26 protein-coding genes and 1 other RNA gene are annotated in these 23800 nt (G+C 36.7%); 23 read left to right on the top strand and 4 right to left on the bottom strand.

Annotated elements, in window-relative coordinates:
• Positions 1-5: 5 nt before the first annotated feature.
• From asnS to B5P37_RS11320, 4 genes are all read left to right on the top strand, one after another.
• Positions 6-1298: an asparagine--tRNA ligase gene (asnS, locus tag B5P37_RS11335; protein WP_085238312.1), complete on the top strand. Its 1293-nt coding sequence runs from the start codon at positions 6-8 to the stop codon at positions 1296-1298.
• 142 nt (positions 1299-1440) lie between these two features.
• Positions 1441-2130, top strand: a complete 690-nt coding sequence (locus B5P37_RS11330; protein WP_085238311.1) for a DnaD domain-containing protein — start codon at positions 1441-1443, stop codon at positions 2128-2130.
• The gene (gene nth, locus B5P37_RS11325; protein ID WP_085238310.1) at positions 2123-2794 is read left to right on the top strand and encodes an endonuclease III; all 672 of its coding nucleotides are present in this window, start codon (positions 2123-2125) and stop codon (positions 2792-2794) included. Before B5P37_RS11330 ends, nth begins: the two co-directional genes overlap by 8 nt.
• On the top strand, positions 2791-3129 hold the full coding sequence (locus tag B5P37_RS11320; protein WP_085238309.1) for a YpoC family protein: 339 nt from the start codon (positions 2791-2793) through the stop codon (positions 3127-3129). Before nth ends, B5P37_RS11320 begins: the two co-directional genes overlap by 4 nt.
• Positions 3130-3214: 85 nt before the next feature.
• On the opposite strand, the gene B5P37_RS11315 is transcribed toward B5P37_RS11320, so the two are convergent.
• Complete coding sequence (locus B5P37_RS11315) at positions 3215-5401, bottom strand: transglycosylase domain-containing protein (RefSeq protein WP_085238308.1); 2187 nt, start codon at positions 5399-5401, stop codon at positions 3215-3217.
• Positions 5398-6024 (bottom strand): Holliday junction resolvase RecU, encoded by a 627-nt coding sequence (gene recU, locus B5P37_RS11310; protein WP_085238307.1) that lies wholly within the window; start codon positions 6022-6024, stop codon positions 5398-5400. Before recU ends, B5P37_RS11315 begins: the two co-directional genes overlap by 4 nt.
• Before the next feature lie 195 nt (positions 6025-6219).
• Between recU and B5P37_RS11305 the strand changes: the two genes are divergently transcribed.
• From B5P37_RS11305 to B5P37_RS11270, 8 genes are all read left to right on the top strand, one after another.
• Positions 6220-6561 carry a DUF1798 family protein gene (locus B5P37_RS11305; RefSeq protein ID WP_085238306.1) on the top strand — a complete coding sequence of 114 codons (342 nt, stop codon included), beginning with the start codon at positions 6220-6222 and terminating at the stop codon, positions 6559-6561.
• The gene (locus B5P37_RS11300) at positions 6554-7111 is read left to right on the top strand and encodes an SLOG family protein (RefSeq protein ID WP_085238305.1); all 558 of its coding nucleotides are present in this window, start codon (positions 6554-6556) and stop codon (positions 7109-7111) included. Before B5P37_RS11305 ends, B5P37_RS11300 begins: the two co-directional genes overlap by 8 nt.
• A gap of 19 nt (positions 7112-7130) precedes the next feature.
• On the top strand, positions 7131-7466 hold the full coding sequence (gene gpsB, locus B5P37_RS11295; RefSeq protein ID WP_019167624.1) for a cell division regulator GpsB: 336 nt from the start codon (positions 7131-7133) through the stop codon (positions 7464-7466).
• A gap of 40 nt (positions 7467-7506) precedes the next feature.
• Positions 7507-7893, top strand: an RNA gene (rnpB, locus tag B5P37_RS11290) — RNase P RNA component class B.
• 172 nt (positions 7894-8065) lie between these two features.
• Entirely contained in the window at positions 8066-9187 is a 1122-nt protein-coding gene (locus B5P37_RS11285) for a THUMP domain-containing class I SAM-dependent RNA methyltransferase (RefSeq protein WP_085238304.1), read from the top strand.
• A 90-nt stretch (positions 9188-9277) separates the two neighbouring features.
• Positions 9278-10129, top strand: a complete 852-nt coding sequence (rarD, locus tag B5P37_RS11280; protein WP_240622391.1) for an EamA family transporter RarD — start codon at positions 9278-9280, stop codon at positions 10127-10129.
• 325 nt (positions 10130-10454) lie between these two features.
• Positions 10455-13913 (top strand): dynamin family protein, encoded by a 3459-nt coding sequence (locus B5P37_RS11275; RefSeq protein WP_085238302.1) that lies wholly within the window; start codon positions 10455-10457, stop codon positions 13911-13913.
• Positions 13914-13917: 4 nt separating this feature from the next.
• The gene (locus B5P37_RS11270; RefSeq protein WP_085238301.1) at positions 13918-14799 is read left to right on the top strand and encodes a 5'-3' exonuclease; all 882 of its coding nucleotides are present in this window, start codon (positions 13918-13920) and stop codon (positions 14797-14799) included.
• A 65-nt stretch (positions 14800-14864) separates the two neighbouring features.
• On the opposite strand, the gene B5P37_RS11265 is transcribed toward B5P37_RS11270, so the two are convergent.
• Positions 14865-15263, bottom strand: coding sequence for a ribonuclease HI family protein (locus B5P37_RS11265; RefSeq protein WP_085238300.1), 399 nt, complete (start codon positions 15261-15263; stop codon positions 14865-14867).
• 62 nt (positions 15264-15325) lie between these two features.
• Positions 15326-16024 carry a queuosine precursor transporter gene (locus B5P37_RS11260; protein ID WP_085238299.1) on the bottom strand — a complete coding sequence of 233 codons (699 nt, stop codon included), beginning with the start codon at positions 16022-16024 and terminating at the stop codon, positions 15326-15328.
• Positions 16025-16275: 251 nt separating this feature from the next.
• Between B5P37_RS11260 and B5P37_RS11255 the strand changes: the two genes are divergently transcribed.
• The 11 genes from B5P37_RS11255 to B5P37_RS11205 all read left to right on the top strand — a co-directional run bounded on the left by B5P37_RS11255 (position 16276) and on the right by B5P37_RS11205 (position 23800).
• Complete coding sequence (locus B5P37_RS11255) at positions 16276-16434, top strand: zinc-finger domain-containing protein (protein WP_085238476.1); 159 nt, start codon at positions 16276-16278, stop codon at positions 16432-16434.
• Between the two features lie 33 nt (positions 16435-16467).
• Positions 16468-17583 carry a conserved virulence factor C family protein gene (locus tag B5P37_RS11250; RefSeq protein WP_085238298.1) on the top strand — a complete coding sequence of 372 codons (1116 nt, stop codon included), beginning with the start codon at positions 16468-16470 and terminating at the stop codon, positions 17581-17583.
• Positions 17584-17606: 23 nt separating this feature from the next.
• The gene (gene brxA / locus B5P37_RS11245) at positions 17607-18047 is read left to right on the top strand and encodes a bacilliredoxin BrxA (protein ID WP_085238297.1); all 441 of its coding nucleotides are present in this window, start codon (positions 17607-17609) and stop codon (positions 18045-18047) included.
• 182 nt (positions 18048-18229) lie between these two features.
• Positions 18230-19183 (top strand): thymidylate synthase, encoded by a 954-nt coding sequence (locus B5P37_RS11240; protein ID WP_085238296.1) that lies wholly within the window; start codon positions 18230-18232, stop codon positions 19181-19183.
• A 32-nt stretch (positions 19184-19215) separates the two neighbouring features.
• Positions 19216-19695, top strand: a complete 480-nt coding sequence (locus B5P37_RS11235) for a dihydrofolate reductase (protein ID WP_085238295.1) — start codon at positions 19216-19218, stop codon at positions 19693-19695.
• Between the two features lie 18 nt (positions 19696-19713).
• Positions 19714-20565, top strand: a complete 852-nt coding sequence (locus B5P37_RS11230; RefSeq protein ID WP_085238294.1) for a DegV family protein — start codon at positions 19714-19716, stop codon at positions 20563-20565.
• A gap of 17 nt (positions 20566-20582) precedes the next feature.
• Positions 20583-21107 carry a peptide-methionine (S)-S-oxide reductase MsrA gene (gene msrA / locus B5P37_RS11225; protein WP_085238293.1) on the top strand — a complete coding sequence of 175 codons (525 nt, stop codon included), beginning with the start codon at positions 20583-20585 and terminating at the stop codon, positions 21105-21107.
• Positions 21104-21532 carry a peptide-methionine (R)-S-oxide reductase MsrB gene (gene msrB, locus B5P37_RS11220; RefSeq protein WP_085238292.1) on the top strand — a complete coding sequence of 143 codons (429 nt, stop codon included), beginning with the start codon at positions 21104-21106 and terminating at the stop codon, positions 21530-21532. The genes msrA and msrB overlap by 4 nt, the downstream gene beginning before the upstream one ends.
• Positions 21533-21545: 13 nt before the next feature.
• On the top strand, positions 21546-22046 hold the full coding sequence (locus tag B5P37_RS11215; RefSeq protein WP_085238291.1) for a PTS sugar transporter subunit IIA: 501 nt from the start codon (positions 21546-21548) through the stop codon (positions 22044-22046).
• Entirely contained in the window at positions 22046-22267 is a 222-nt protein-coding gene (locus B5P37_RS11210; protein ID WP_085238290.1) for a YozE family protein, read from the top strand. Before B5P37_RS11215 ends, B5P37_RS11210 begins: the two co-directional genes overlap by 1 nt.
• 105 nt (positions 22268-22372) lie before the next feature.
• A complete protein-coding gene (locus B5P37_RS11205) occupies positions 22373-23800 on the top strand; it encodes a S41 family peptidase (RefSeq protein WP_240622389.1) in 1428 nt (475 codons plus the stop codon).

Here is a 23800-nt window from a genome sequence, read left to right as displayed (position 1 = left end):
TGGTTATGAAAACAACGATTAAAGAAGCAAAAAACAATATCGGCCAAGAAGTAACAATTGGCGCTTGGCTGTCAAACAAACGTTCTAGTGGTAAAATTGCATTTTTACAATTGCGTGACGGTACTGGGTTTATGCAAGGCGTAGTCGTAAAATCAGAAGTGTCTGAAGAGATATTTCAGCGTGCAAAATCATTAACACAAGAATCATCAATCTATGTTACAGGTGAAATCACAGAGGACAACCGTTCTGATTTAGGATACGAAATGCAAGTTAAAAATATCGAAATCATTCACGAAGCACATGATTATCCCATTACACCTAAAAATCATGGTACAGAATTCTTAATGGATCATCGTCATTTATGGTTACGTTCAAAAAAACAACATGCCGTAATGAAAATTAGAAATGAAATCATTCGTGCGACATATGAATTTTTTAATGAACATGGTTTTACGAAAATTGACCCACCCATTTTAACAGCCAGTGCACCTGAAGGGACGAGTGAATTGTTCCACACGAAATACTTTGATCAAGATGCATTTTTATCACAAAGTGGTCAGTTATATATGGAAGCCGCTGCGATGGCGTATGGAAAAGTATTTTCATTTGGCCCTACATTCCGTGCCGAAAAATCAAAAACACGTCGCCATCTCATTGAATTTTGGATGATAGAACCAGAAATGGCATTTACAACACATCAAGAAAGTTTAGAAGTTCAAGAAAATTATGTGACCCATATTGTTCAATCTGTCCTTAAAAATTGCCAAATAGAATTAAAAGTATTGGAACGCGATACTTCAAAATTAGAAAAAGTAACAGCACCATTTCCACGCATTTCTTATGATGATGCGATTAAGTTTTTACACGACGCAGGGTTTGAAGATATTGAATGGGGTGATGATTTTGGGGCACCTCATGAGACGGCCATTGCCAACCATTTCGATTTACCTGTCTTTATTGTGAATTATCCAACTAAAATCAAACCTTTCTATATGCAACCTAATCCTAATAATGAAGATACCGTTTTATGTGCGGATTTAATTGCACCTGAAGGTTACGGTGAAATCATTGGAGGATCAGAACGGATCAATCATCTTGAACTATTGGAACAACGAATTAAGGAACACGAACTCGATACAGAAAGTTATCAATATTACTTGGATTTACGAAAATATGGTAGTGTTCCACATAGCGGATTCGGTTTAGGTTTAGAACGTACAGTCGCATGGATTGCTGGTGTTGAACACGTACGTGAAACATCGCCATTTCCACGTTTATTAAACCGTCTATATCCTTAATCGTGTACAGTTCTGCGATGTATTAAGCAATGCATGTTATACGGGGTGAGAGGATGAAATTCTTTTGAGGAAAGATTTCACGCTCACTCCCTTTTTATTCCATCAATGGGCATAAATCTCCCATAAAGGAGGCGGAAGGTGGATGAATCCTAAAGCGCTACAAGTCAGACCGGTTGTCTTACGATATGAACTATTCGAACACTATCAAGAGTTAGGGCTCAATGAAAATGATTTAGTGATCTTAATTAAAATATTATATGCGAGTGAAGTTTCCAACGAGCAACCTGCTATCGAAGTTTTAAAAAAAGGTACGACAATGAAATCAGCCGAAGTCACGCACACCATTCAAAAGCTAATACAACTTGGCTTACTTGAAATGCATGTCGAAAAAAATAAAGAAGGTAAATTTACTGAATATATTAATCTAGAGGGCTTTTTTTCACAACTCGCCACAATCATCATGCAAAATGAACAATCTCAAAACAATTTATCACAACAAGAAGCATTTAAACAGATATTCCAAAAAATTGAACATGCGTTTGGTCGCGCGTTATCCCCTTTAGAAATTGAACATTTAAATCAATGGATTGATGTCGACCATTATTCAATGGCGCTCATTAATGCTGCCATTGATGAATCACTCGCACATGATAAACTGTCACTCAAATATATTGATCGCATCTTGTTGAATTGGCAAAAAAACAATGTCACGAATGTTAAAGAAGCACAAGCTATACGAGAAAAATTCAAAAAGCAGTCTCAACAACCCACCCAAAAAATAGAACATCTTCCAAAATTCAATTGGCTGAAAGGGGAGAATCCTTTTGATTAGTAAGAAGAAAGCATTAGAGATGATTGATGTCATTGACCAAATGTTTCCAGATGCCGAATGTGAACTGGTCCATAAAAACCCATTCGAACTCACTATTGCAGTCTTATTATCCGCGCAATGTACAGATAATACAGTCAATCGTGTAACAAAGGATTTATTTCAAAAATACCATACACCCGAGGACTATCTCGCAGTTGACCTAGAAGAATTGCAACAAGATATCCGCTCAATTGGACTTTATCGTAACAAAGCCAAAAACATTCAAAAGCTATCACAATCTTTACTTGATCAATTTAATGGCACTGTGCCACAGACACATGCAGAATTGGAAAGCTTAGCCGGCGTAGGTCGAAAAACGGCTAATGTGGTAATGAGCGTTGCTTTTGGTGAGCCTGCTTTAGCTGTGGATACACATGTTGAACGCGTTTCAAAGCGCCTAGGTATTTGTCGATGGAAAGACAATGTGACTGAAGTTGAGCGACGTCTCACTTCCATTATTCCAAAATCTCGCTGGACGAAGAGCCATCATCAACTCATCTTTTTTGGCCGTTACCACTGTTTAGCTAAAAAACCAAAATGTGGTGAATGTCCATTGTTCGAAGATTGCCGCGAAGGACAAAAACGCTTCCGCGCATCAACTAAAAAAACGGAGGCGTTGTCATGAAGAGGACACAAGACATCATTGAGCAAATGACTGCGTTAGAGACGACATTAGACCAACTTGCTCAACAGCGTAAAATAGGGCAGGGCACGTCAATCCAATTGTTAGATCAATACTACGACCTATTTATTTTGTATTTTAATACCATCAATGAGGTGGACAACTTTCGAAAAATACAATTACAACAACTCAAAATTGTACCGATTAATTTTGAAGAACGTTTATCCTACATTGAAGAACGAAAACATCACTACATGGGTTATCAACAAATGAAAACATTGAAGTCCGAGTTGCGCAAAATGTATGCCGCTTATCGCGCACGACATGGTTTGTTTTAATCTCCACTTGGATGTTTCAAAACATTGATTATAAAACATAAAAATGAGGTTGAGTGTCTTGAATGACTCAACCTCATTTTCTGTTTTATCGGCCAAAAAAGTTACCGAAGAAACCATTATTATTTGAATTATTACCTTGTTGTCCGTTATTTCTATTATTTAAATTTTGCCCATTTCCGTTATTGTTGGAATTTGAACCGTTCGAGGATGCAGTAAATCGATTTGTAGTATCCCCATCCGGTGAATTCGCAACGTATAAGCTTTTTCCACTTCCTGCAACCGAATCTGGTCGTTTGAAATCTTCACCATCTCGTGGGCTAATATCGTTCATGACATCTCTAAAGAGCAATTGAGGATATTTCTGTTCACTACTACCGACAAATGAGTTTTCACCATATTGTTTTACTTTGCTAAAGCCCATCCATACCGACATCGTATATTTTGGAGAAAAGCCTGTAATCCAAACATCTTTCGCTGCTGAATCCGGTAAGCCGTATTGTTGATACGTCTCTTCACCATATGTGCCTGTTCCTGTTTTAGCAGCAACATTTACACCCGGTACACTATTACCATAAGCAGAACCATATGCCTCAAATGTTCCTTTTAATATTTCAGAAATCATGTAGGCCGTATAATCTTTCATTGCCTTATGGCTTGAAAAATCAAATTCGACTGTATTCCCATTCGCTTCGACAACTTTTTTAATTGAATGTGCTTTATTGTACGTTCCACCGTTCGCAAAGGACGCGTAGGCAGATGCAAGTTGCGTAGGGGAGAACTCAGATGAAGAGCCACCTAAAACTTCTGAAGGTCCAATGTTTGTATCTTCATATTCCAAACCTACTTTTTTAGCAAAATCAGTTGGCGCGCTATTACCCGCTTGTGATTTGACTTGCTGCCAAGTTTTCAATGCTGGAATATTGAAACTTTGACGTAAGGCATCATACATCGATACTTTACCATGATTTTGTTGGTCATAGTTTCTAAAAATTCCACCGTTAATGTTGTAAGATGATTCGTCTTGAATTGCATGATTCGTCGCCCATTGCATATTTTCAATCGCAGGTCCGTAAGCTAAAAATGGTTTTAACGTTGAACCCGTTGGATGTGAATCTGTAGCTTGGTTACGCTCAACCACATCTCTGTATTGTCGACCACCAGAAATAGCGGCTAATGCACCCGTTTTACTGTCAACAATCGATGCGCCAACCAGTTGATCCGCATTTTTGTAATAACCACCATTATCAACACGATTTTGTAAACTGTTTTGAGCATTCTTATCCATATACGTATAAATCTTAATACCACTATTCAAAATATCAGATAAGTTTTGTCCTTTGAATTCAGGATTGTTCATTAATTCCTGTTTCACAAAATTGATATAGGAATCATATTGTTGTGAATCTTCATCAGGTTTGATTTGTCGCTCTTCCGCAGTTCGCTGTACTAAGTTTTGTGTAATCGGCGTATCTTGTGCCGCTTTTTTCTCTTTTTCAGTAATTCGGTTGTGATAAGCCATTAAGTACAGCACCGTATCTTTTCGTTTTTCAGCTTCTTCAGGATGATCATAAATATTATATGTGTTAGGAACTTGTGGTAATCCTGCAAGATAGGCTGTTTCAGCGAGATTAAGATCCTTTAAATCTTTATCAAAGTAATATCTTGCTGCTGCTTTAATTCCATATACACCGTCTGAATAATATATTTTGTTGAGGTACATTTGGAAGATTTCATCCTTAGAATATTCCTGTTCTAAACGATAAGATAGATAGGCTTCCTGCGCTTTACGTTCGATTGATTTTTGATCGGTTAAGAATGTCCGTTTAACCACTTGTTGCGTTAATGTCGACGCACCTTCCGCACCAAAGCCACCTGTAATATTTTTTAATGTGGCACCGAATAAACGTTTGTAATCGAGTGCACCATGATCATAAAAACGGTTGTCTTCAGTCGCAAGCACAGCATTCTTCATCGTCTCTGGCACGTCTTTTAAATCCACATGTTCCCGTCTCGCGCCATTATCAAGCGTTTTGACTAGTTCATCATTATTATCATAAATCTTTGCTGGACTTGGGTCTTGGAGTTTCGATTCATTAAATGCAGGTGCTTTCCATGCATAATAAGCAAAAAGCAATACTGCTAAAAGTACTAAAATGACGAATGCCAATACCATAAAGCTCAACACTTTAATGATTGTACGCTTGATATTTTTATTCTTTTTTTGACCGGACTTCTTTTTAGTTTGCTTAGAAGCCCCTTTCTTTTCCGTCATAAGCGGTCCTCACTTTCATCTAATATCAACTTATCAACTGCACTGAGGTAATCTAATCTGGGTTGATACTGATAAGGAATATAGTAACCATTTTCTTGAATTTCTTCAACCTTAATTGATTTTTTTCCATCATTGAGATAACTTTCCCAAAACGGAATAAATCGCTTAAACGGTAAAAGGTAGACTTCATTGATTCCTTTGAAACGAAACAATAAAAAGGCTATCCCACCATGTGTTACAACTTGTTTCATATGCTCAATTTGATGCACATGAATATTTTGTAATGGAAAAGATGTTTTGTTTTTTGTTTCTTTTGCCTCAAAATCAATGTAACAGCCCTTGTAAACACCATTGTAGTCCGTAGTTGAAGGCGTTCGAAAATAAGCCTCTTTAATCACAGCTTGACTGCGTTTTGGATAATCAACGCGAACAATTTGTATAGGCGTCGGTTTTTTATGAATAACGGCACGCTGTGTTTTTAAATAATATTGGTTCGAACGTTCAATATCATTTTCCAATGACATCCCACGCCCACCATATTTTATTTTACCTGATGTGTCAGCATTTGAACTTCCGACTTGAGTCCGACTTGGCTTAAAAGGCTTACCATTGGGATAATTCATGTTCTCACCTACAGTCCATGTTTTCCGTCCTATAAACATGATAGGATAAGCACTTTATAAATCGAATCGATTCATAAACTGTCATTATTGTAACATAGATGAGGGTTTTATCGTTACCTTAAATCATTTACAGTTAAAATAATTTAAGACATTGTGATAAAATGAATTTAAGTTTATTGAGAGGTGTTCACGTCTATGCAAGATGTTATTCAAGAACTCATGAATGATTTACAAAACATTGCACAACGCTATCAAAATGTCAGAGCAGGGCGGACGTACGATTTTTATGAAGAAATACAACCTTTTGTTCAAAAAGTAGATACCGATATACACGCTTTAAATCCTCACTTGGATTCGATAATTAAGAACAAGTATTTTACAATGCGAAAAATCATCCGTATGCAATCGATTATTTCAGAACTCGCCGTCAATTGTCATCAAGCCCGAACAAGTAAAGCCATTTTTTTCAGTCAGTTTAAAGTCGTACAGCATGATTTGAAGGGTATGATCAACATAGCGCGTGATTTACATGTATAAAACGATGTATATCACAGGTTATAAATCTTATGAATTACAGATTTTTAATGATAACAGGCCCGAAGTCACTTATCTTAAAAAGTTGATTACACAAAAGTTAATCCAATATATAGAAGAAGGATTAGAATGGGTACTCATTCAAGGGCAGTTAGGGATTGAATTGTGGGCGGCTGAATGTGTGATTGCACTTAAACAAACGTATCCGGAAATAAAGCTTGGTGTCATTACACCTTTTCTCGAGCACACCTCCAAGTGGAATGAGAACAATCAAATGAAATACCAACGCATCGTTGCAGAGAGCGATTACGTTAACAGTGTATTTCAACAACCTTATCAGGGGCCTTTTCAATTTCAACAAGCCGACCAATTTATGTTAGATCATACTGATATCACTGTCTTGATTTATGACGACATACAACCCGCAAGTTCACAATTCTTTAAACAAAAGTTAGTTGATTTTGTTGAAAAAACAAACTATACTTGTGATATTGTGACGTTTGACGAAATTACGAACTTTATCAATGATTTACAGTGGTCAGATGAAATTTAAATCAAATGAGGTGGAACAAATGTCAGATGTTTCGTTAAAACTATCAGCAAAAGACATTTATGAAAAAGATTTTGAAAAAACGATGGTTCGCGGTTACCGTCCACAAGAAGTTGATGCTTTTTTGGACGATATTATTGCAGATTATCAAAAGATGTCCGACTTAAATAATGAAGTCATCAAATTATCTGAAGAAAATCACAAGTTAAAAAAAGAAATTGAAGATTTACGTATCCGTGTTGCCTCTAGTAGACCTCAAGATAATAAGAGTTTCGCAAGTCAAAGTTCAAACCAGAATAATAATGTAGATATTTTAAAACGTATTTCAAATCTTGAAAAAGCTGTCTTCGGCAAATGAGGATTGCTTTTTTATAGAAAGATGCTATAATTTTTAAGGATATTTCGTGTAATCGCTATATGGTCAACATATAGAGGAAAGTCCATGCTCACACAGTCTGCGACGACTGTAGTGTTCGTGCTTGATGAAACCATAAGTCAAGGCAATATGTGAATATTGACGGCAATGACCTAACCTAAGTCTTACGATAAGGTTACATTAATTTGAAAGTGCCACAGTGACGTAGCTTTATTAGAAATAATAAGGGTGGAACGCGGTAAACCCCTCGAGTGAGCAATCCAAATTGGGTAGGAGCACTTGTCTAACGGAATTGAACGTATAGACGAGGAAAAGTATAGCATGCTTTTCAGACAGATGATTACAGCTGAGGTACCAGTGTAACTAGTACACGCGATGAGTACATCAGTACAGAACATGGCTTATAGAAATATCCTTACTAGTACACATAGGGCTGGAACGTCATGTTCCAGCCCTTCAATATGTTTACACTCAAAACGATAGCAATAGACACCGATCGACAGCTTGATTTGTAATCATGCATCGCACTATTATGAAATAAAAACGTTTAATATACCGTATGATTTAAAGGAGGAATTTTCGTGTATCAATTATTAGCAGTGTGCCCAATGGGATTAGAAGCAATCGTAGCGAAAGAAGTTCAGTCTCTTGGATTCGACACACGCGTCGAAAATGGCCGTATATATTTTGAAGGAGATGCTTCAGCAATTGTCAAAACCAATTTATGGCTACGAACAGCTGATCGCGTCAAACTCATCGTCGGTCAATTTGAAGCGACAACTTTTGATGACCTTTTTGAACAGACCAAAAGCCTACCTTGGGAACAATATATTCCTGCAGATGGGCAATTTCCAGTTCAAGGGCGCAGTTTAAAATCAAAATTATTTAGTGTACCTGATGTTCAAGCGATTACTAAAAAAGCAATTGTAGAACGTCTCAAACACGCGCATCAAGTTTCAGGATGGTTAGATGAATCTGGCGCTAAATATCCCATAGAGGTGGTTATCCTTAAGGATCAAGTCCTGTTGACAATTGATACATCTGGCTCCGGTTTAAACAAGCGGGGGTATCGTCTTGCACAAGGGGAGGCGCCTATCAAAGAAACATTAGCAGCAAGTTTAGTAAAACTCGCAAATTGGACTGGCGACACGCCTTTAATCGACCCGTTTTGTGGCTCTGGGACGATTGCCATTGAAGCTTGTTTAATTGCACAAAATATCGCGCCAGGCTTTAATCGTAATTTCGTTTCAGAACAATGGCAACTGATTCCTGAGGGGCTCTATGAGCAACTACGTGCCGAAGCTGACGCATTAGCAGATTATGACAAAGAAGTGACCATTTATGCCTCGGACATCGATCCTGAAATGATTAAAATTGCACAACGCAATGCGGATGAAGTTGGCGTAGGAGATATCATTCAATTTGAGGTTCGAGACGTGAACACATTGACAATTCATCATGAAGGACCTATCGCATTAATTGGTAACCCTCCTTATGGTGAACGTATTGGAGATCGAGAACAAGTTGAAGAAATGTACCGCTACTTAGGGGTACTGATGAACAACCATCCAAGTTTGTCATTATACATTATGACAAGTTATAAAACTTTTGAACATTTAGTTAACCGCAAAGCGACAAAGCGTCGTAAATTATTTAATGGTTATATCGAAACAACATATTACCAATATTGGGCAAAACAATAATTTAAAATACTATAGAAAATAGGGGGGCGTACTTTGCATCAAAATTCATCATTTAAATGCGGTATCTTTTTCGCTTTATTATCTTATGTTATGTGGGGGACGCTCCCATTATATTGGGCACTCATCCATGATATTCGTCCCATCGAAACATTGATGTATCGCATTATATTGTCATTGCTCTTCATGCTTATTGTATTACCACTAATTAAGCAATGGCATCAATTTTCACAAGATGTATCAGTATTAATTGCGCATCCGAAAAAGTTATTCATTATCATTTTTGCCGGGTATATTGTAACACTGAATTGGGGCACTTTTATTTTTGCAATTGATGCTGGATATGTGCTTCAGACCAGTTTAGGGTATTATATCAATCCCCTTGTCAGCATTGTATTATCAATGATTTTCTTTAAAGAACGCTTTAATCGTGTAGAATGGCTTGCGATAACCTTTGTTGTGTTAGGTGTTGTATATATGACGTTTAAAGTAGGCGATTTCCCATATATATCACTTATATTAGCATTTTCGTTTGGCATCTATGGGCTGTTGAAAAAGCTCGTTCCGATGCCCGCACTCAGTAGTATTACGATTGAGTCATTATCAACGGCTCCGATGGCGATCATTTATTTAATTTTTGTAAGCCAAACGTCTCAGCTCAGCCTTGGATGGAATATGTCAACGTTTTGGATCCTTTTTTCGGGTGCAGTGACAGCTTTGCCTTTAATCGCCTTTTCGGAAGGCGCAATTCGTATTCCATTATCTTTAATGGGGTTCATCCAATATGTAGGTCCTACTTTAATTTTTTTACTTGGTATTTTCGTTTTCAAAGAACCCTTTAATATGGACCAATTCATTACCTTTAGTTTAATTTGGCTCGGTATTCTCGTATATGTCATATCACAAATCGTGAAATTGAGAAAACGTCCCCAACAACGCATTTAACTGTGATGTGCATTGCATTCAAAATGATTCAAAATCAAACGCATCTCCTTGTCGTCATGTGGTCGTATGGTCTTAGCCACATTGACTTGTATTTCCTCATTTCCACGGTCGTTTTGATTGGGGCGTTCACCATGCCCCAATCATACGTCACCTCATCATTTGCTTTATTTATCGCCAATTTATCCGGACATCCACCATCGACCCGCAAACGGCATTCCATATTTTAAAAAACATGAACGATATTTTTAAACAACGGCATAGCATTTATTTTGTTAAACTCATATAATAATATATAGACGTTTTTAACAAGGGGAATCAAATATCTATGCATAACGAAAAACAATTGGATATTTTATATAAATTAAAAAAGGAAGTCGAGAAATCTGACCACGCCGCATTAATACATACGATTAATCAAATGATAAAGAAAGTCTATTTAAATCAGTACACGATGTCCTTTGTCGGGCACTTTTCTGCGGGTAAATCTACGGTCATTAACCGCCTCATAGGTGAAGATATTTTACCAAGTTCACCGGTACCAACGACGAGTAACACAGCACTCGTCACTATTGCTGAAGAAACAGGTATAACAGCAAATATCGTCGGTCAACGCTATACACATCTTGATAATTACGAAGCGGTTAAAGAAATGAACCGACAAAACTATGATGTAGAGTCCATTGATATTCGAATTCAAAGCGATATTTTTCACGACGGCTTCACATTTCAAGACACACCAGGCGTTGATTCAAATGTACAATCCCACAGTATGCAGACAGAACAATTTCTTTATACGAGCAACATCGTATTTTATACAGTGGATTATCATCATGTCCAATCTGAACTCAACTTTAAATTTATGAAACGACTGAACCAAACAGGTGTACCTGTCGTCTTTATTATCAACCAAATCGATAAACATGATGAAACAGAAATTCATTTCGAAACGTTCCAGAAACGCGTACAACAATCTATAACAGACTGGGATATTGAATTGTTAGCAACGTTTTACATTACAAAATTTGATCATCCGGCCAACCAATTTGATGAATTGCGTGCGTTTATGATCCGACAAGATCAAAATAGAGAATCCATCGATGTGTACGTTGATCGTATGAAACGATTCATTCAACAACATCAACTTGATTATTTACAACATGAAATGGATGACATCCTTGAACAACTCAACGTTGAAGCAGCACAATTCGATCGTGCCTATCAAGTCCAACAACAGAATGAAGTCCTAAGTGAAGAAGCACAATTACTTAATGATGCTTCAGCTTTAAAACGTTATTTAAAGGACAAACGGCTCTCCATTATCGATAATGCCTATATTATGACGCACGACATGCGAGAATACATTCGATTTTATCTCGAGAGCATGACAAAGGATTTCAAAGTAGGGGGGCTGTTTAACAAAAAGAAAAAGACAGCCGAAGAACGTCAAACACGTTTAAACACTTTAAGAGAAGCACTTCAGGATAAAGTTGATCATCAAATCGGTAAGCCTATGCAAGATGATTTGTCTTTTCTGACTCGCTTTATTAATGATTCATCACTGAATAAACGTATATTAAATCATCAAATTGTACTTCCTACCGAGTTAATAACCTCTAGTTATCAAACTCAAATTCAAATTACAAATCAGTATGTACTCACATATTCGCAAGCATTAATGAAAGCGATTAAACAATTTATTTTAAAGGAAACTGCACCGTTGGATGAATCCATCATTCATAAAGTACATGCAGATGAACATCTCGTAGATGAATCAAATGATGATTCGCTTTTCACACGTTTTGTGACGTTACGGGAATTACAGCATTCATTAAAAACTGAAAATTACCGACATTATTATATTCATATGGAAGATTCTTTAGACCGCTTAATCGATCGTACGGAAATTCAATTCCAACCTAAAAATCACACCCGTGCGATACAAACAGACCAAAAACAACAAGCAGACGTCTTGGATACCGGAACAACACACGCTGTTTCACAATTGTCGAAAGCATTGGACATCGTTAAAAAAATCCCGTTGTTTCAATCGACAGTCCAAGATATTGAAGATACGCTAACTCGAATGCAAAATCAAAAGATTAAAATCGGTGTTTTCGGAACTTTTAGTGCGGGTAAAAGTAGCCTCATCAACGCCATGTTAGGCGGTATGTATTTAACAAGTTCTCCAAATCCAACGACAGCTGCGACAACAGAGATTACGTACGGAGACACACATTTTATTACATTTAAAACACCGGAAACGTTGCTACAAGAAATCAACCATATCTTTGAATTAGAGGGGCTTCATTTCGATCGTATCGAGACATTTTTAGAAAGTGATACAACACGAATAAAATCTAAAATTGAAAAGAGTCATTTAGCATTGATTCAAGCGATTGAAAAACATTATCCTTTATACCAATCCTATATTGCTAAAGGTTTCCAACATGACATTCAAGTTGAAGACATTCAAAAATGGTCTGCCAACGATGAATTTGCAACTTTTGTTCAAACGGTTCATTTAAGACTCCCAATGGATTGGCTGAAAGATAAAATCATCATTGATTCACTCGGCTTACACTCAAATAATCAACGCCATACAAATGAAACGGAGAAAATTTTAACCCGTTCTGATTTAATTGTATATGTAAGTTATTTCAATCATGCATTCACAGATAATGACAAATCATTTATCACGCATATGAAAGCAATGAATCAATTAAAAACTAATCAAGTTTTCAAAATGGTCATTAATGCCACCGATTTGGCTGAAAACGAAAAAGAAAAAACAGCAGTTTATCAATACGTCACTGATGCGCTCAAACAATTACAGTTAGAACCTGAAATTTTTGACGTATCGAGTCGACTCGCATTAACAAAAGGTCATGATGATGGCATTGCACAGCTAAAAGCGAGCATCAACCATTTTTCAGAAGTTGCTTCTAAGCATCTCCTAGAATTGAAAATATATGACCAGTTCCGCTTCATTCAACAGTCGTACAACGAGATGATCCACAATCATATTTCAAACGCAGAAAAAATAGAACGTAATCAACACGCGCTACGACAAATGCGACAAAAAGCGCTTTTTAATCCTCAACAGTTGGATACAATTCAACAAAAAATAATCAATGAAATTGAAGATCAAATGTACCATCTGAATGAACGTTTAAAGATTCAATTGTTGGATGATGTTAAAGCTGTTTATAATTCACAAATGACCAATACATCAAACTTTAATGAAGAAATCCGATTATCTACAAAAATATTTTTAAATCAAATACAGCAAAAATTGTATTTAGAACAGACACTGCTTATGGAAAGAATTAAATATTATTTTAATCAAGCACTCCAACAAGAAACAGCGCCTAAAATCAAGTCATTCCAGCAATATCACATTTTGCTCCCAGAGATCGAACCCGTTGACGTTGCAAATGTAGAAACACCTTATTTAAATTTGGCATTGGAAGAAATGTTAAATGGTTTACCGAAACAACTCACCAAGAAAAATATTTTACAGCCCCACGTTCAAAAACAAATACAAAGTATGATTAAAGATGAGACGATTGCATTATTACAACCAAAATTGGCTGATTTGCGTTATGCACTCGAAGAAATGTTAACAAAATTAACAGCGGGAGCGCTTGAGAAGCTTGAACAAATCGAGTCGATAGCGAGACACGAAATCGATACGACATTAGCTGTAAAAATCGATGCGCCATTAATTCAACAATTGCAAAATGAAACACCGAAATTAACACGTTTATTAAAATTAAAGGATTGAAAACATGACACAGAAACTTTTACTTATCGATGGTATGGCACTATTATTTCGCCATTTTTATGCGACGAGCGTACACAAAAATTTCATGCGTAATACAACAGGCGTTCCTACAAATGGGACTCAAGGTTTTGTCAGACATGTGTATAGTGCTATAAGAGACATTGAGCCAACACACATTGCTGTCTGTTGGGATATGGGGAAAACGACTTTTCGTAATACAATGTTTGACGGTTACAAGCAAAATAGACCTGCACCTCCTGAAGAACTGATTCCTCAATTTGGACAAGTTCAACACATTTCAAATGCATTAGGCTTTTTAAATGTAGGGGTTGAAAACTATGAGGCTGACGATATCATTGGTACGCTCTCACATGCATATGCACAGTCGTCGGATCACCGAGTCTATATCATTACCGGAGATCGCGATTTGTTACAATGTGTAAACGATCAGGTCTCTGTTTGGTTAATAAAAAAAGGATTTAACGAATATCACAAATATGACCTTCAACGGTTCGAGCAAGAATATGGATTACAGCCTAGTCAACTCATTGATGTAAAAGCATTTATGGGGGATAGTGCAGATGGTTATCCCGGCGTAAAAGGGATAGGTGAAAAAACAGCAATTAAATTGATACAACAATATGGCTCAGTAGAAGAAGTTGTCGATAATCTCTCCGCTCTCACAGCAGCTCAGCAAAAGAAAATCACTCAGGATTTAACATCACTTCATTTATCGAAACAACTTGCAACTATCGAATGCCATGTCCCATTGTCGATTTCAAACTTATTCGAACAAATGGCACATCAAGTAGAATTAAATCATGTTCTCTCTGTTTTAGACCAACATGAACTTTTCGTTTCAAAACAATATATTTTAAATTTATAAACATGAAAAATAGCCACTCGGTGTGACTTGATTTGAATAAGACACCTGAAGTGGCTATTTTAATGTTATGACTGATTGAGCACTTTAAATAAAGTATTTTGAGCTAATTGATTCGCTGCTTTATTTTGTGTACGAGGAATCCATTTCACAAATGTGAGTTGGAACGTTTGTGAATCTTGTAAAAAACGCGTTAAATAAGGTTTGAATCTTACATTTTTTACAAATTCACGGTTGACAGCATCTTCTATCAACTGAGAATCTGTAAAAAACAAAGCGTTCTTGACGTTTAAAGTCTGTGCCTGTGATAAAGCAAAAAGAAGCGCTTCCCATTCGGCAGTGTGGTTATCCATTTCACCGAGTTCAGCTGTAAACGTATAACGATTTTCTTCGGTAACAATGACAACACCGCATGTACTTAAACCGGGATTCCCTTTCGTTGCAGCATCAAAATAAATTTTTGCCAATCCGCATACACCACACTTGTATAATTTGTGAGGAACTGTACATCCGCATCAGTTCAATATGATCACCGCACGTCATCTTTTATTTTATGGCGACGATAGAGTGATTTTGCCCAATAACCAAATGGAACGTTTAAAATTGTAGATAATAATTTGAGTAAATATGTCGTCACAAAAATTTCAAAAACGACACCATTGGGTAAACTTCCTGCAAATGCGATTATAACAAAAAGTGCCGTATCTACAATAGAGCTTAATGCCGTACTGCCATAAGCACGAATGATGAATGTTCGATCAGTATAAAACACCTTTTTTATCATACTAAATACAAAGACATCTACATGCTGTCCTATAATATAAGCAATAATTGAAGCAAACGCGATACGTGGCACAACATTAAATATGGATTGCAAAGCATCTTGGGCCATGTCAACATCACTCGGTTGAAATGCTAATGACACTTGCATCACAACGATCATGATAAAAGTCGATGCAAAACCAAGCCAAACTGCTTTTTTTGCTATTTTACGACCATAGATATCATTTAAAATATCCGTTGCTAAATAAATCGATGCAAACATGACATTACCTAAAGTCGCAGAAATGGTAAATATATCAATCGTTTTTATCACTTGAATATTAGCAATTATTGTGCCAATAGCGACCCAAGTATATAATCCTGATTTACCAAATATTCGAAACATCATCACCATTAAAGTAAATGTTACGAAAAATGATACGATACCTAGCCATTCATTATACAATGTAAAGACCTCCTAAATTTTGTTGACGCGGGTGTTTAGAAACCGCATATCATGATAACTCAACTATTATAATCAACTCTAAACGGTTTTTCAATAGTCACTGACTAAAAAGTAACATATCCATGCTCACATTGATGTTGGTAAGTTCAAACACTTCAATGTCCTATTAAATCATGTTACGATAATGAATATTGTACGCACTATATTCAAACGAGGTGATTTTTGTGCGAATTGATACAATAACGAAGGTTATGACTTCAATTGATCGACTATCTGAACAATATTGTGATCAATGCTTGATAAAAACACATCTTCGTAAAGTAAGAAGCAAAACACAAGCACATCACTTTTGCATCAATGAGTGCTCAATTGGCAAACAAATTCAACAACTGGGTAAAGCACTACAATAAAAGGGCTGTAAAGATTTGACGAGGAGGATGAACATGGAGATTATAAAGATCGAACCTACACCTAGTCCAAATACGATGAAAATCATTCTATCTGAAAAAAGACAGGATCAGCAATCGACGACTTATACGACCGTCGCAGAAAATCAACCTCAATTTATCAATGAGATTTTAAAATTAGACGGCGTGAAGTCCATTTTTTATGTCTTGGATTTTCTTGCTGTTGACAAACAACCAAAAATGGACTGGGAAGATGTACTTCCATTAGTGACGGCGACTTTCAATCAACATGAACCAGAAAAAGCGTCACCACTAAAATCTGAGTCACATTTTGGAGAGGTTAAGGTTGAATTACTTAAATTTAAAAACATTCCTTATCAAATTAAGTTAACGACATCAACAGAAGAAAAACGACAACAATTAGGTGACACTTTTGTAAATGCGATGCTCGCGTCCCAAGACCCTCAAGATAATGTCGTTTTTTTACGTAAATGGGAAGCTTTAGGCGTTCGGTATGGCGCACTAGACGAAATAATGATTCATGTTGAAGAAGAAGTGAATGCACTTTATCCAGAGCATGTCCTCAAACAACTCGTACAAGAAGCAAAAGAGACAGATGTCGTCGTCCCAATGAAACATTATGAACATGTGACTTTAGAAACATATCAACAAGTATCAGACTGGAAAGCTCGACTTAGAATGCTAAAATCATTTCCAACTCCTACGACGAATGACTATCCGATTCTCGAATATGCGTTGAAAGAGGATAAAGTACCGTTACGACGTGAAGCCATTGTCTTATTAAGTATGATTGAAGATAAAGCGACATTGCCTTATCTCTATCAGGGACTTCACGATCGTCATCCTGCAGTAAGACGTACTGCAGGTGATAGCATCAGTGATTTAGGCTTTAAGGAAGCTTTACCTGAGATGGAAAAAGCACTGAATGATCCTCAAAAAATTGTGCGTTGGCGTGCAGCCATGTTCATATTCGATGAGGGGGGTCCTGAACAATTATCCACGCTTAAAGCGCATGAAGACGACCCTGCATATGAAGTGAAATTGCAAATTAAAATGGCAATCGCACGAATTGAAAACGGTGAAGAAGCTCTAGGCTCGGTGTGGAAACAAATCGCAAATCGAAATCAATAAATTATTTTAGGGAGTGTTTAACGATGAACGCATATGATGCATATATGAAAGAACTGGCAGCACAAATGAGGGGCGAATTAACACAGAATGGTTTTGAAAGTTTAGAAACTGAAGAAGCTGTAGCGCAATACATGGAAAATGTAAACGCAGAGGACACTACTTTTGTCGTCATTAATTCAACATGTGGTTGTGCAGCAGGCTTAGCACGTCCAGCCGCTGTCGCAGTTGCAGAACAAAATGAACATAAACCGACAAATAAAGTGACTGTATTTGCCGGTCAAGACAAAGCAGCGACATTAAAAATGCGCGAATATATTCAACAAGCCCCGTCAAGTCCGTCATTTGCATTATTTAAAGGCTCACAATTGGTGCACTTTATGCCACGCGAGCATATTGAAGGACGAGATATTAATGATATCGCAATGGATATCAAAAACGCTTTTGATACACATTGTCAAGGTTAACAAAAGGGAGTGTTGCCTCATCCATGGCTTCACTCCTTTTTATTACATGTTCTTTAAAGTAGTTATAATGAATACATTCCGTTTTTATATACGATATATCAATCCGTTTTGAAATGTTGCTTTTATTTCTCAAATCATTGAAAATCGTCTATTATATATACTAAGAGAAAGAGGTGAATGTCATGAATCCGTTTGATCAAGCCTATCATGACTTGTGTAAGGAAATATTAGAAATAGGAAAACATCGTGATGATCGCACTGCTACAGGTACCATTTCAAAATTCGGACATCAGTTACGTTTTGACCTTTCAAAAGGATTCCCTTTATTAACGACTAAAAAAGTTTCTTTCAAATTGGTTGCCACAGAACTGATTTGGTTCATTCGTGGTGATACGAATTTAAGATACTTACTACAATACAACAACAACATTTGGAATGAATGGGCCTTTGAAAAATATGTTCAGAGTGAAGATTACATGGGTCCAGACATGTCAGATTTTGGACATAAAGTACAGCAAGATGCCCAATTTGCCAAAACATATCAAGAAGAAATGGCAAAGTTTAAGCGCCAAATTTTAACCGATGATGATTTTATGAAAAAACATGGTGATTTAGGTCACGTTTATGGAAAACAATGGCGTGATTGGGTGGGCGCAGATGGCCAACGTTATGACCAACTCAAAACGGTCATCGAACAAATTAAAGCGAATCCTAACTCTCGTCGCCATATTGTTAGCGCTTGGAACCCAACAGAAATTCACACTATGGCTTTACCACCTTGCCATACACTATTCCAGTTTTATGTTGAAAATGGACGTTTAAGTTGTCAGCTCTATCAAAGAAGTGCAGATATTTTCTTAGGTGTTCCTTTCAATATTGCAAGCTACAGTTTATTAACGCATTTAATTGCGAAAGAATGTGGACTCGAAGTGGGTGAATTTATTCATACATTTGGTGATGCACATATCTATAGCAATCATTTAGATGCGGTTCGCACACAACTTGCACGTTCAAGTTATGCGCCACCCGAACTCAAAATCAATAGTACACGTTCAATTTTTGAAATTGAATATGAAGATTTGGAAATCATCAATTATAAATCACATCCAGCGATTAAAGCACCTATCGCTGTTTAATTAAAGCTGTATCACTAAAAAGGAGTAATCATATGACACTATCTATTTTAGTCGCACATGATCAAAATCGTGGCATAGGCTTCGAGGGGCAACTCCCTTGGCACTTACCGAACGATTTAAAACACGTTAAAGCACTCACCACAGGTCATACACTTGTAATGGGGCGCGCAACATATGAGTCAATTGGTAAACCATTGCCAAACCGACGAAATGTAGTACTGACACGCAACACCCTTTTCAAACCAGAAGGCGTTGAAGTCATACATGACATTAATGAAATTTCCGCTATTGATGATACACAAATATTCATTTTTGGCGGACAAACGCTTTTTGAAGCATTCATAGACAAAGTAGATGATATGTATATCACAGTCATCAACGATAAATTTCAAGCAGACACATTTTTCCCCCCTTATACATTTAAAGAATGGGAAGTCATCTCTGCCGAGGAAGGGAAAGTGGATGATAAAAACAAATATCCCCACACCTTCTTACACCTTATTAGAAAGTAATTTATGGAGGTTTTTAACATGCAACGCGTAATCGTTACGGATTCAACATCTGATTTAGATTTTTCATTTCTGGAGCAACACAATGTTCATGTCATTCCATTGAGTGTTACAATTAACGGGAAATCATTTGAAGATCAAACAGACATTACATCTGAATCATTTTCTCAATATTTAGGGGATGATCGTTATGATTTCAAAACAAGTCAACCTCCAATCGGAAAATTTATTGAAACCTATGAAAACATTGCAAAAACCGGTGCCGAAATTATAAGTCTGCATCTTTCATCTGGTTTAAGTGGGACGTATCAAACAGCTGTCCAAGCGAGCGAAATGGTAGATGCTAAAATAACGGTTATTGATTCAAAATCAATTTCCTTTGGTTTAGGTTATCAATTGCAACGATTGATTCAATGGGTCGAAGAAGGCTACCCAACAGAAGAAATCGTTTCTAAAATTGAAAACTTACAAAAAGACATTAAATTGTATGTCATCATAGGTCAATTAGATCAACTGATTAAAGGAGGCCGTATTAGCAAGGCAAAAGGCCTTATCGGTAACCTTATGAAAATTAAACCCATCGGTTCACTCATTGATGGAAAGTTAGAAATTATTCATAATGCACGAACACAAAATGCTTGCATTAAATATGTTATCAAAGATTTAAAACCTTTTATTGGCGAAGCTTCCATCAAATCAATTGGAATTTCGCATGCTAAGGCAAAAGATTTTATGGCTAAATTTAAAGAAAAATTAGATGAAACATTTACAATTCAAAATTTTGATTCAGGACATACAACGCCAGTGATTTCTTCACATACGGGAACAGGCGCGATTGGCTTAGTTGTACTTAAAGATTCATCTCATCAATAAAAACGGAGGTGTTCAAAATGGCTTTAGCAACATTAGCAGGTGGATGCTTTTGGTGTCTCGTCAAACCATTCGACACATTTGATGGTGTCAAAAAAGTAATATCAGGTTACAGTGGGGGTACAGTTGAAAATCCCACATATGAGCAAGTTTGTAGCAATACAACAGGTCATGTAGAAGCTGTACAAATTGAATTCGATGAACATGTGATCAGTTATGAAGACATTTTAGATATATATTTTAAGACGTTCGATCCTACCGATAAAAATGGGCAATTCTTTGACAGAGGCGAAAGTTATCGTCCTGTTATTTTCTATCATAATGACGCGCAGAAACAAGCAGCTCATCAAAAAATCGAGGCCTTAAATCAAGCCCAAATTTTTGACAGCCCAGTTGTCACACCCGTTGAGCCTTATACTAATTTTTATCCAGCGGAAGAAGCGCATCAAGACTATTATAAAAAACATCCACTTCACTACGCGCAATATCAGCGTGGGTCTGGACGAAAAGCATTTATCCAAAAGCATTGGGGGAAACAGGCATGATTAAAAAAGATAAAAAAGACTTAACAGACTTAGAGTACCTTGTGACACAAGAAGATGGGACTGAACCCCCTTTTAACAATGAATATTGGAATCATTTTGAAAAAGGCATTTATGTCGATAAAATTTCAGGTAAGCCTCTTTTTACTTCTGATGATAAATTTGAGTCTGATTGTGGTTGGCCTAGTTTTTCAAAAGCAATAGATGATAAAGACATTATCGAATTAGTGGATCGCTCATTCGGAATGTTGAGAACAGAAGTCCGATCTGAAGATAGCAATAGTCACCTCGGTCATGTTTTCAACGATGGGCCAAAAGCACGTGGTGGCTTGCGTTATTGTATCAATTCTGCAGCGATTCAATTTATACCGTACGAAAAGCTCGAGTCATTAGGTTACGGTGACCTAGTTAAACTTTTCGATAAATAAAGGAGTGAGGCTTATGTTTAAGAAATGGTTTGGAAAAAGTGAAGAAGTAAAAAAAGATATCGTCGTTTACACCCCAATGTCAGGAACTTATGTGAATATAGAAGACATTCCAGATCCTGTATTTGCACAAAAAATGATGGGAGAAGGGTTTGGTATTCGACCAGTAGACGGTCAAGTCGTTTCGCCTATTGATGGCGTGGTTGATAATGTTTTCCCAACGAAACATGCTATTGGTTTGAAAGCGGATAATGGCCTTGAGGTCTTGGTTCATATTGGGTTAGATACCGTTCAACTCAACGGAGAAGGTTTTGAAACACGCGTGAACAGTGGCGATACTGTTAAAGTAGGTGAGCCGCTCGTAGACTTTGATTTTGACTACATTGAGCAAAATGCGAAATCAATCATTTCACCTGTTATTATTACGAATACTGATCAAGTGGCATCGATTGACTTCAAAAATGCAAATCAACTCGACAAAGGTGAAACACAAGTGATTGAAGTGGTTATGAAATAATGAAAGATGTCTCATTCTATCAATTTGTATTAACCGTACGGGGACAAAAGGATGATAAAGGAACCTTTGCCGAACAAATATTTCAAGATTTATCCTTTCCAAAGTACGAAAAGAATTTTGATGTCATATCCGCATACATTGAAACAGAAGGGAATTATACATTGCCTATGTCTGTATTTGATGATTTGTATGACGAATATCAAGAATGGCTTCAATTTTGATACATGACTTAAATTTCAAATGTTAAATTTTGAGGGTGTTGGCAGAAATTATGTCTCACCCTTTTCTTTATTTAAATCATTTCACTATAGAAGGGCGGAATACGTTTGAAAGATTCATCAAATAAAGGAAAAACACCGCGTTATATCACACTAAAAACATTTATTTTGAGTTTAATTCTTACTGTTGTTTTGACAGGTTTAATCATGTTTGGCGTATACTCCTATTTTCAACATTTTTCACAAGATAATAAAGTACATGAAAACGCCAAAAAATTAGAAGAAGTGTATGAACTTCTCGCATCAGATTTCTACCAAAAACAAGATAAAGATAAATTATTAAATGCAGCAATTAATGGGATGACTAAGCATTTAAATGACCCTTACACAGAATATTTATCAAAAGAAGAAACAACTGCTTTTCATGAAGATGTCTCTGGCGATTTTGTTGGTATCGGCGCTGAAATGCAGCAAAAAGGACAACAGATTTTGATTACAAGTCCTATGAAAGATTCACCAGCAGAAAAAGCAGGTCTTAAACCTCGTGATGAGCTCATTGGTGTTGATGGCCATTCAATTAAAGGTGAAGCATTAGATGCCATCATCCCCAAAGTACGAGGTAAAGAAGGCACGACTGTCACATTAACGGTGAAGCGTGATGGCGTAGAAAAAGAAATTAAAATCAAAAGAGAAAAAATTCATGTTAAGAGTGTCGAATATAAAAAGCATGGACACATCGGTGTATTTAAAATCAACAAATTCCAGTCGGGGACTGCAGGTGAACTAAAATCTGCAATTCAGCAAGCTCAAAAAGAGGGTGTTAAAAATATTTTACTTGATTTACGAAATAATCCAGGTGGTTTATTAGATGAAGCTGTGAAAATGGCAAACATCTTTTTAGACAAGGATGAAACGGTCGTAAAACTCGAAAAAGGTGATCAACAAGAAGCCATTAAAACCACAAATGCCCCACTTGATCATGTCAAAGATTTGAAGGTCTCAATATTGCTTAATGGCGGGTCAGCGAGTGCTTCAGAAGTCTTTGCTGGTGCATTACACGATTACGGAATTGCTAAAATATACGGTGAAAAATCATTTGGTAAAGGGATTGTTCAAACGACACATGAATTTGATGATGGGTCATTACTGAAATTTACAGAAATGAAATGGCTCACACCTAAAAACCACTACATTCACGGCAAAGGGATTCAACCGGATATCGAAGTGAAGGGGGCAGATTACGAAAATATTTCAGCCATACCTACAAACCAAACTTACCATGAAGGTCAACAAGATAAAATGATTCAATCAATTAAAATTGGACTTAAAGCTTTAGGATACAATGTGGGCGTCGTAGATTCACATTTCGACGCACAATTAACTGAAGCGATTAAACAATTTCAACATCACTATCAACTGACTGAAGAGGGTACATTTAATAAAGAAACAAATCGGGTCTTCACAGAAAAACTAGTCGAAAAAGCATCATCTGATGATCCAATGTTGGAAAAAACATTATCGAAAATACAGGAGTGA

The sequence above is a fragment of the Staphylococcus lutrae genome, from assembly GCF_002101335.1.
GTDB classification, from domain to species: domain Bacteria; phylum Bacillota; class Bacilli; order Staphylococcales; family Staphylococcaceae; genus Staphylococcus; species Staphylococcus lutrae.
This window is presented reverse-complemented; position numbering and strand designations above follow the sequence as displayed.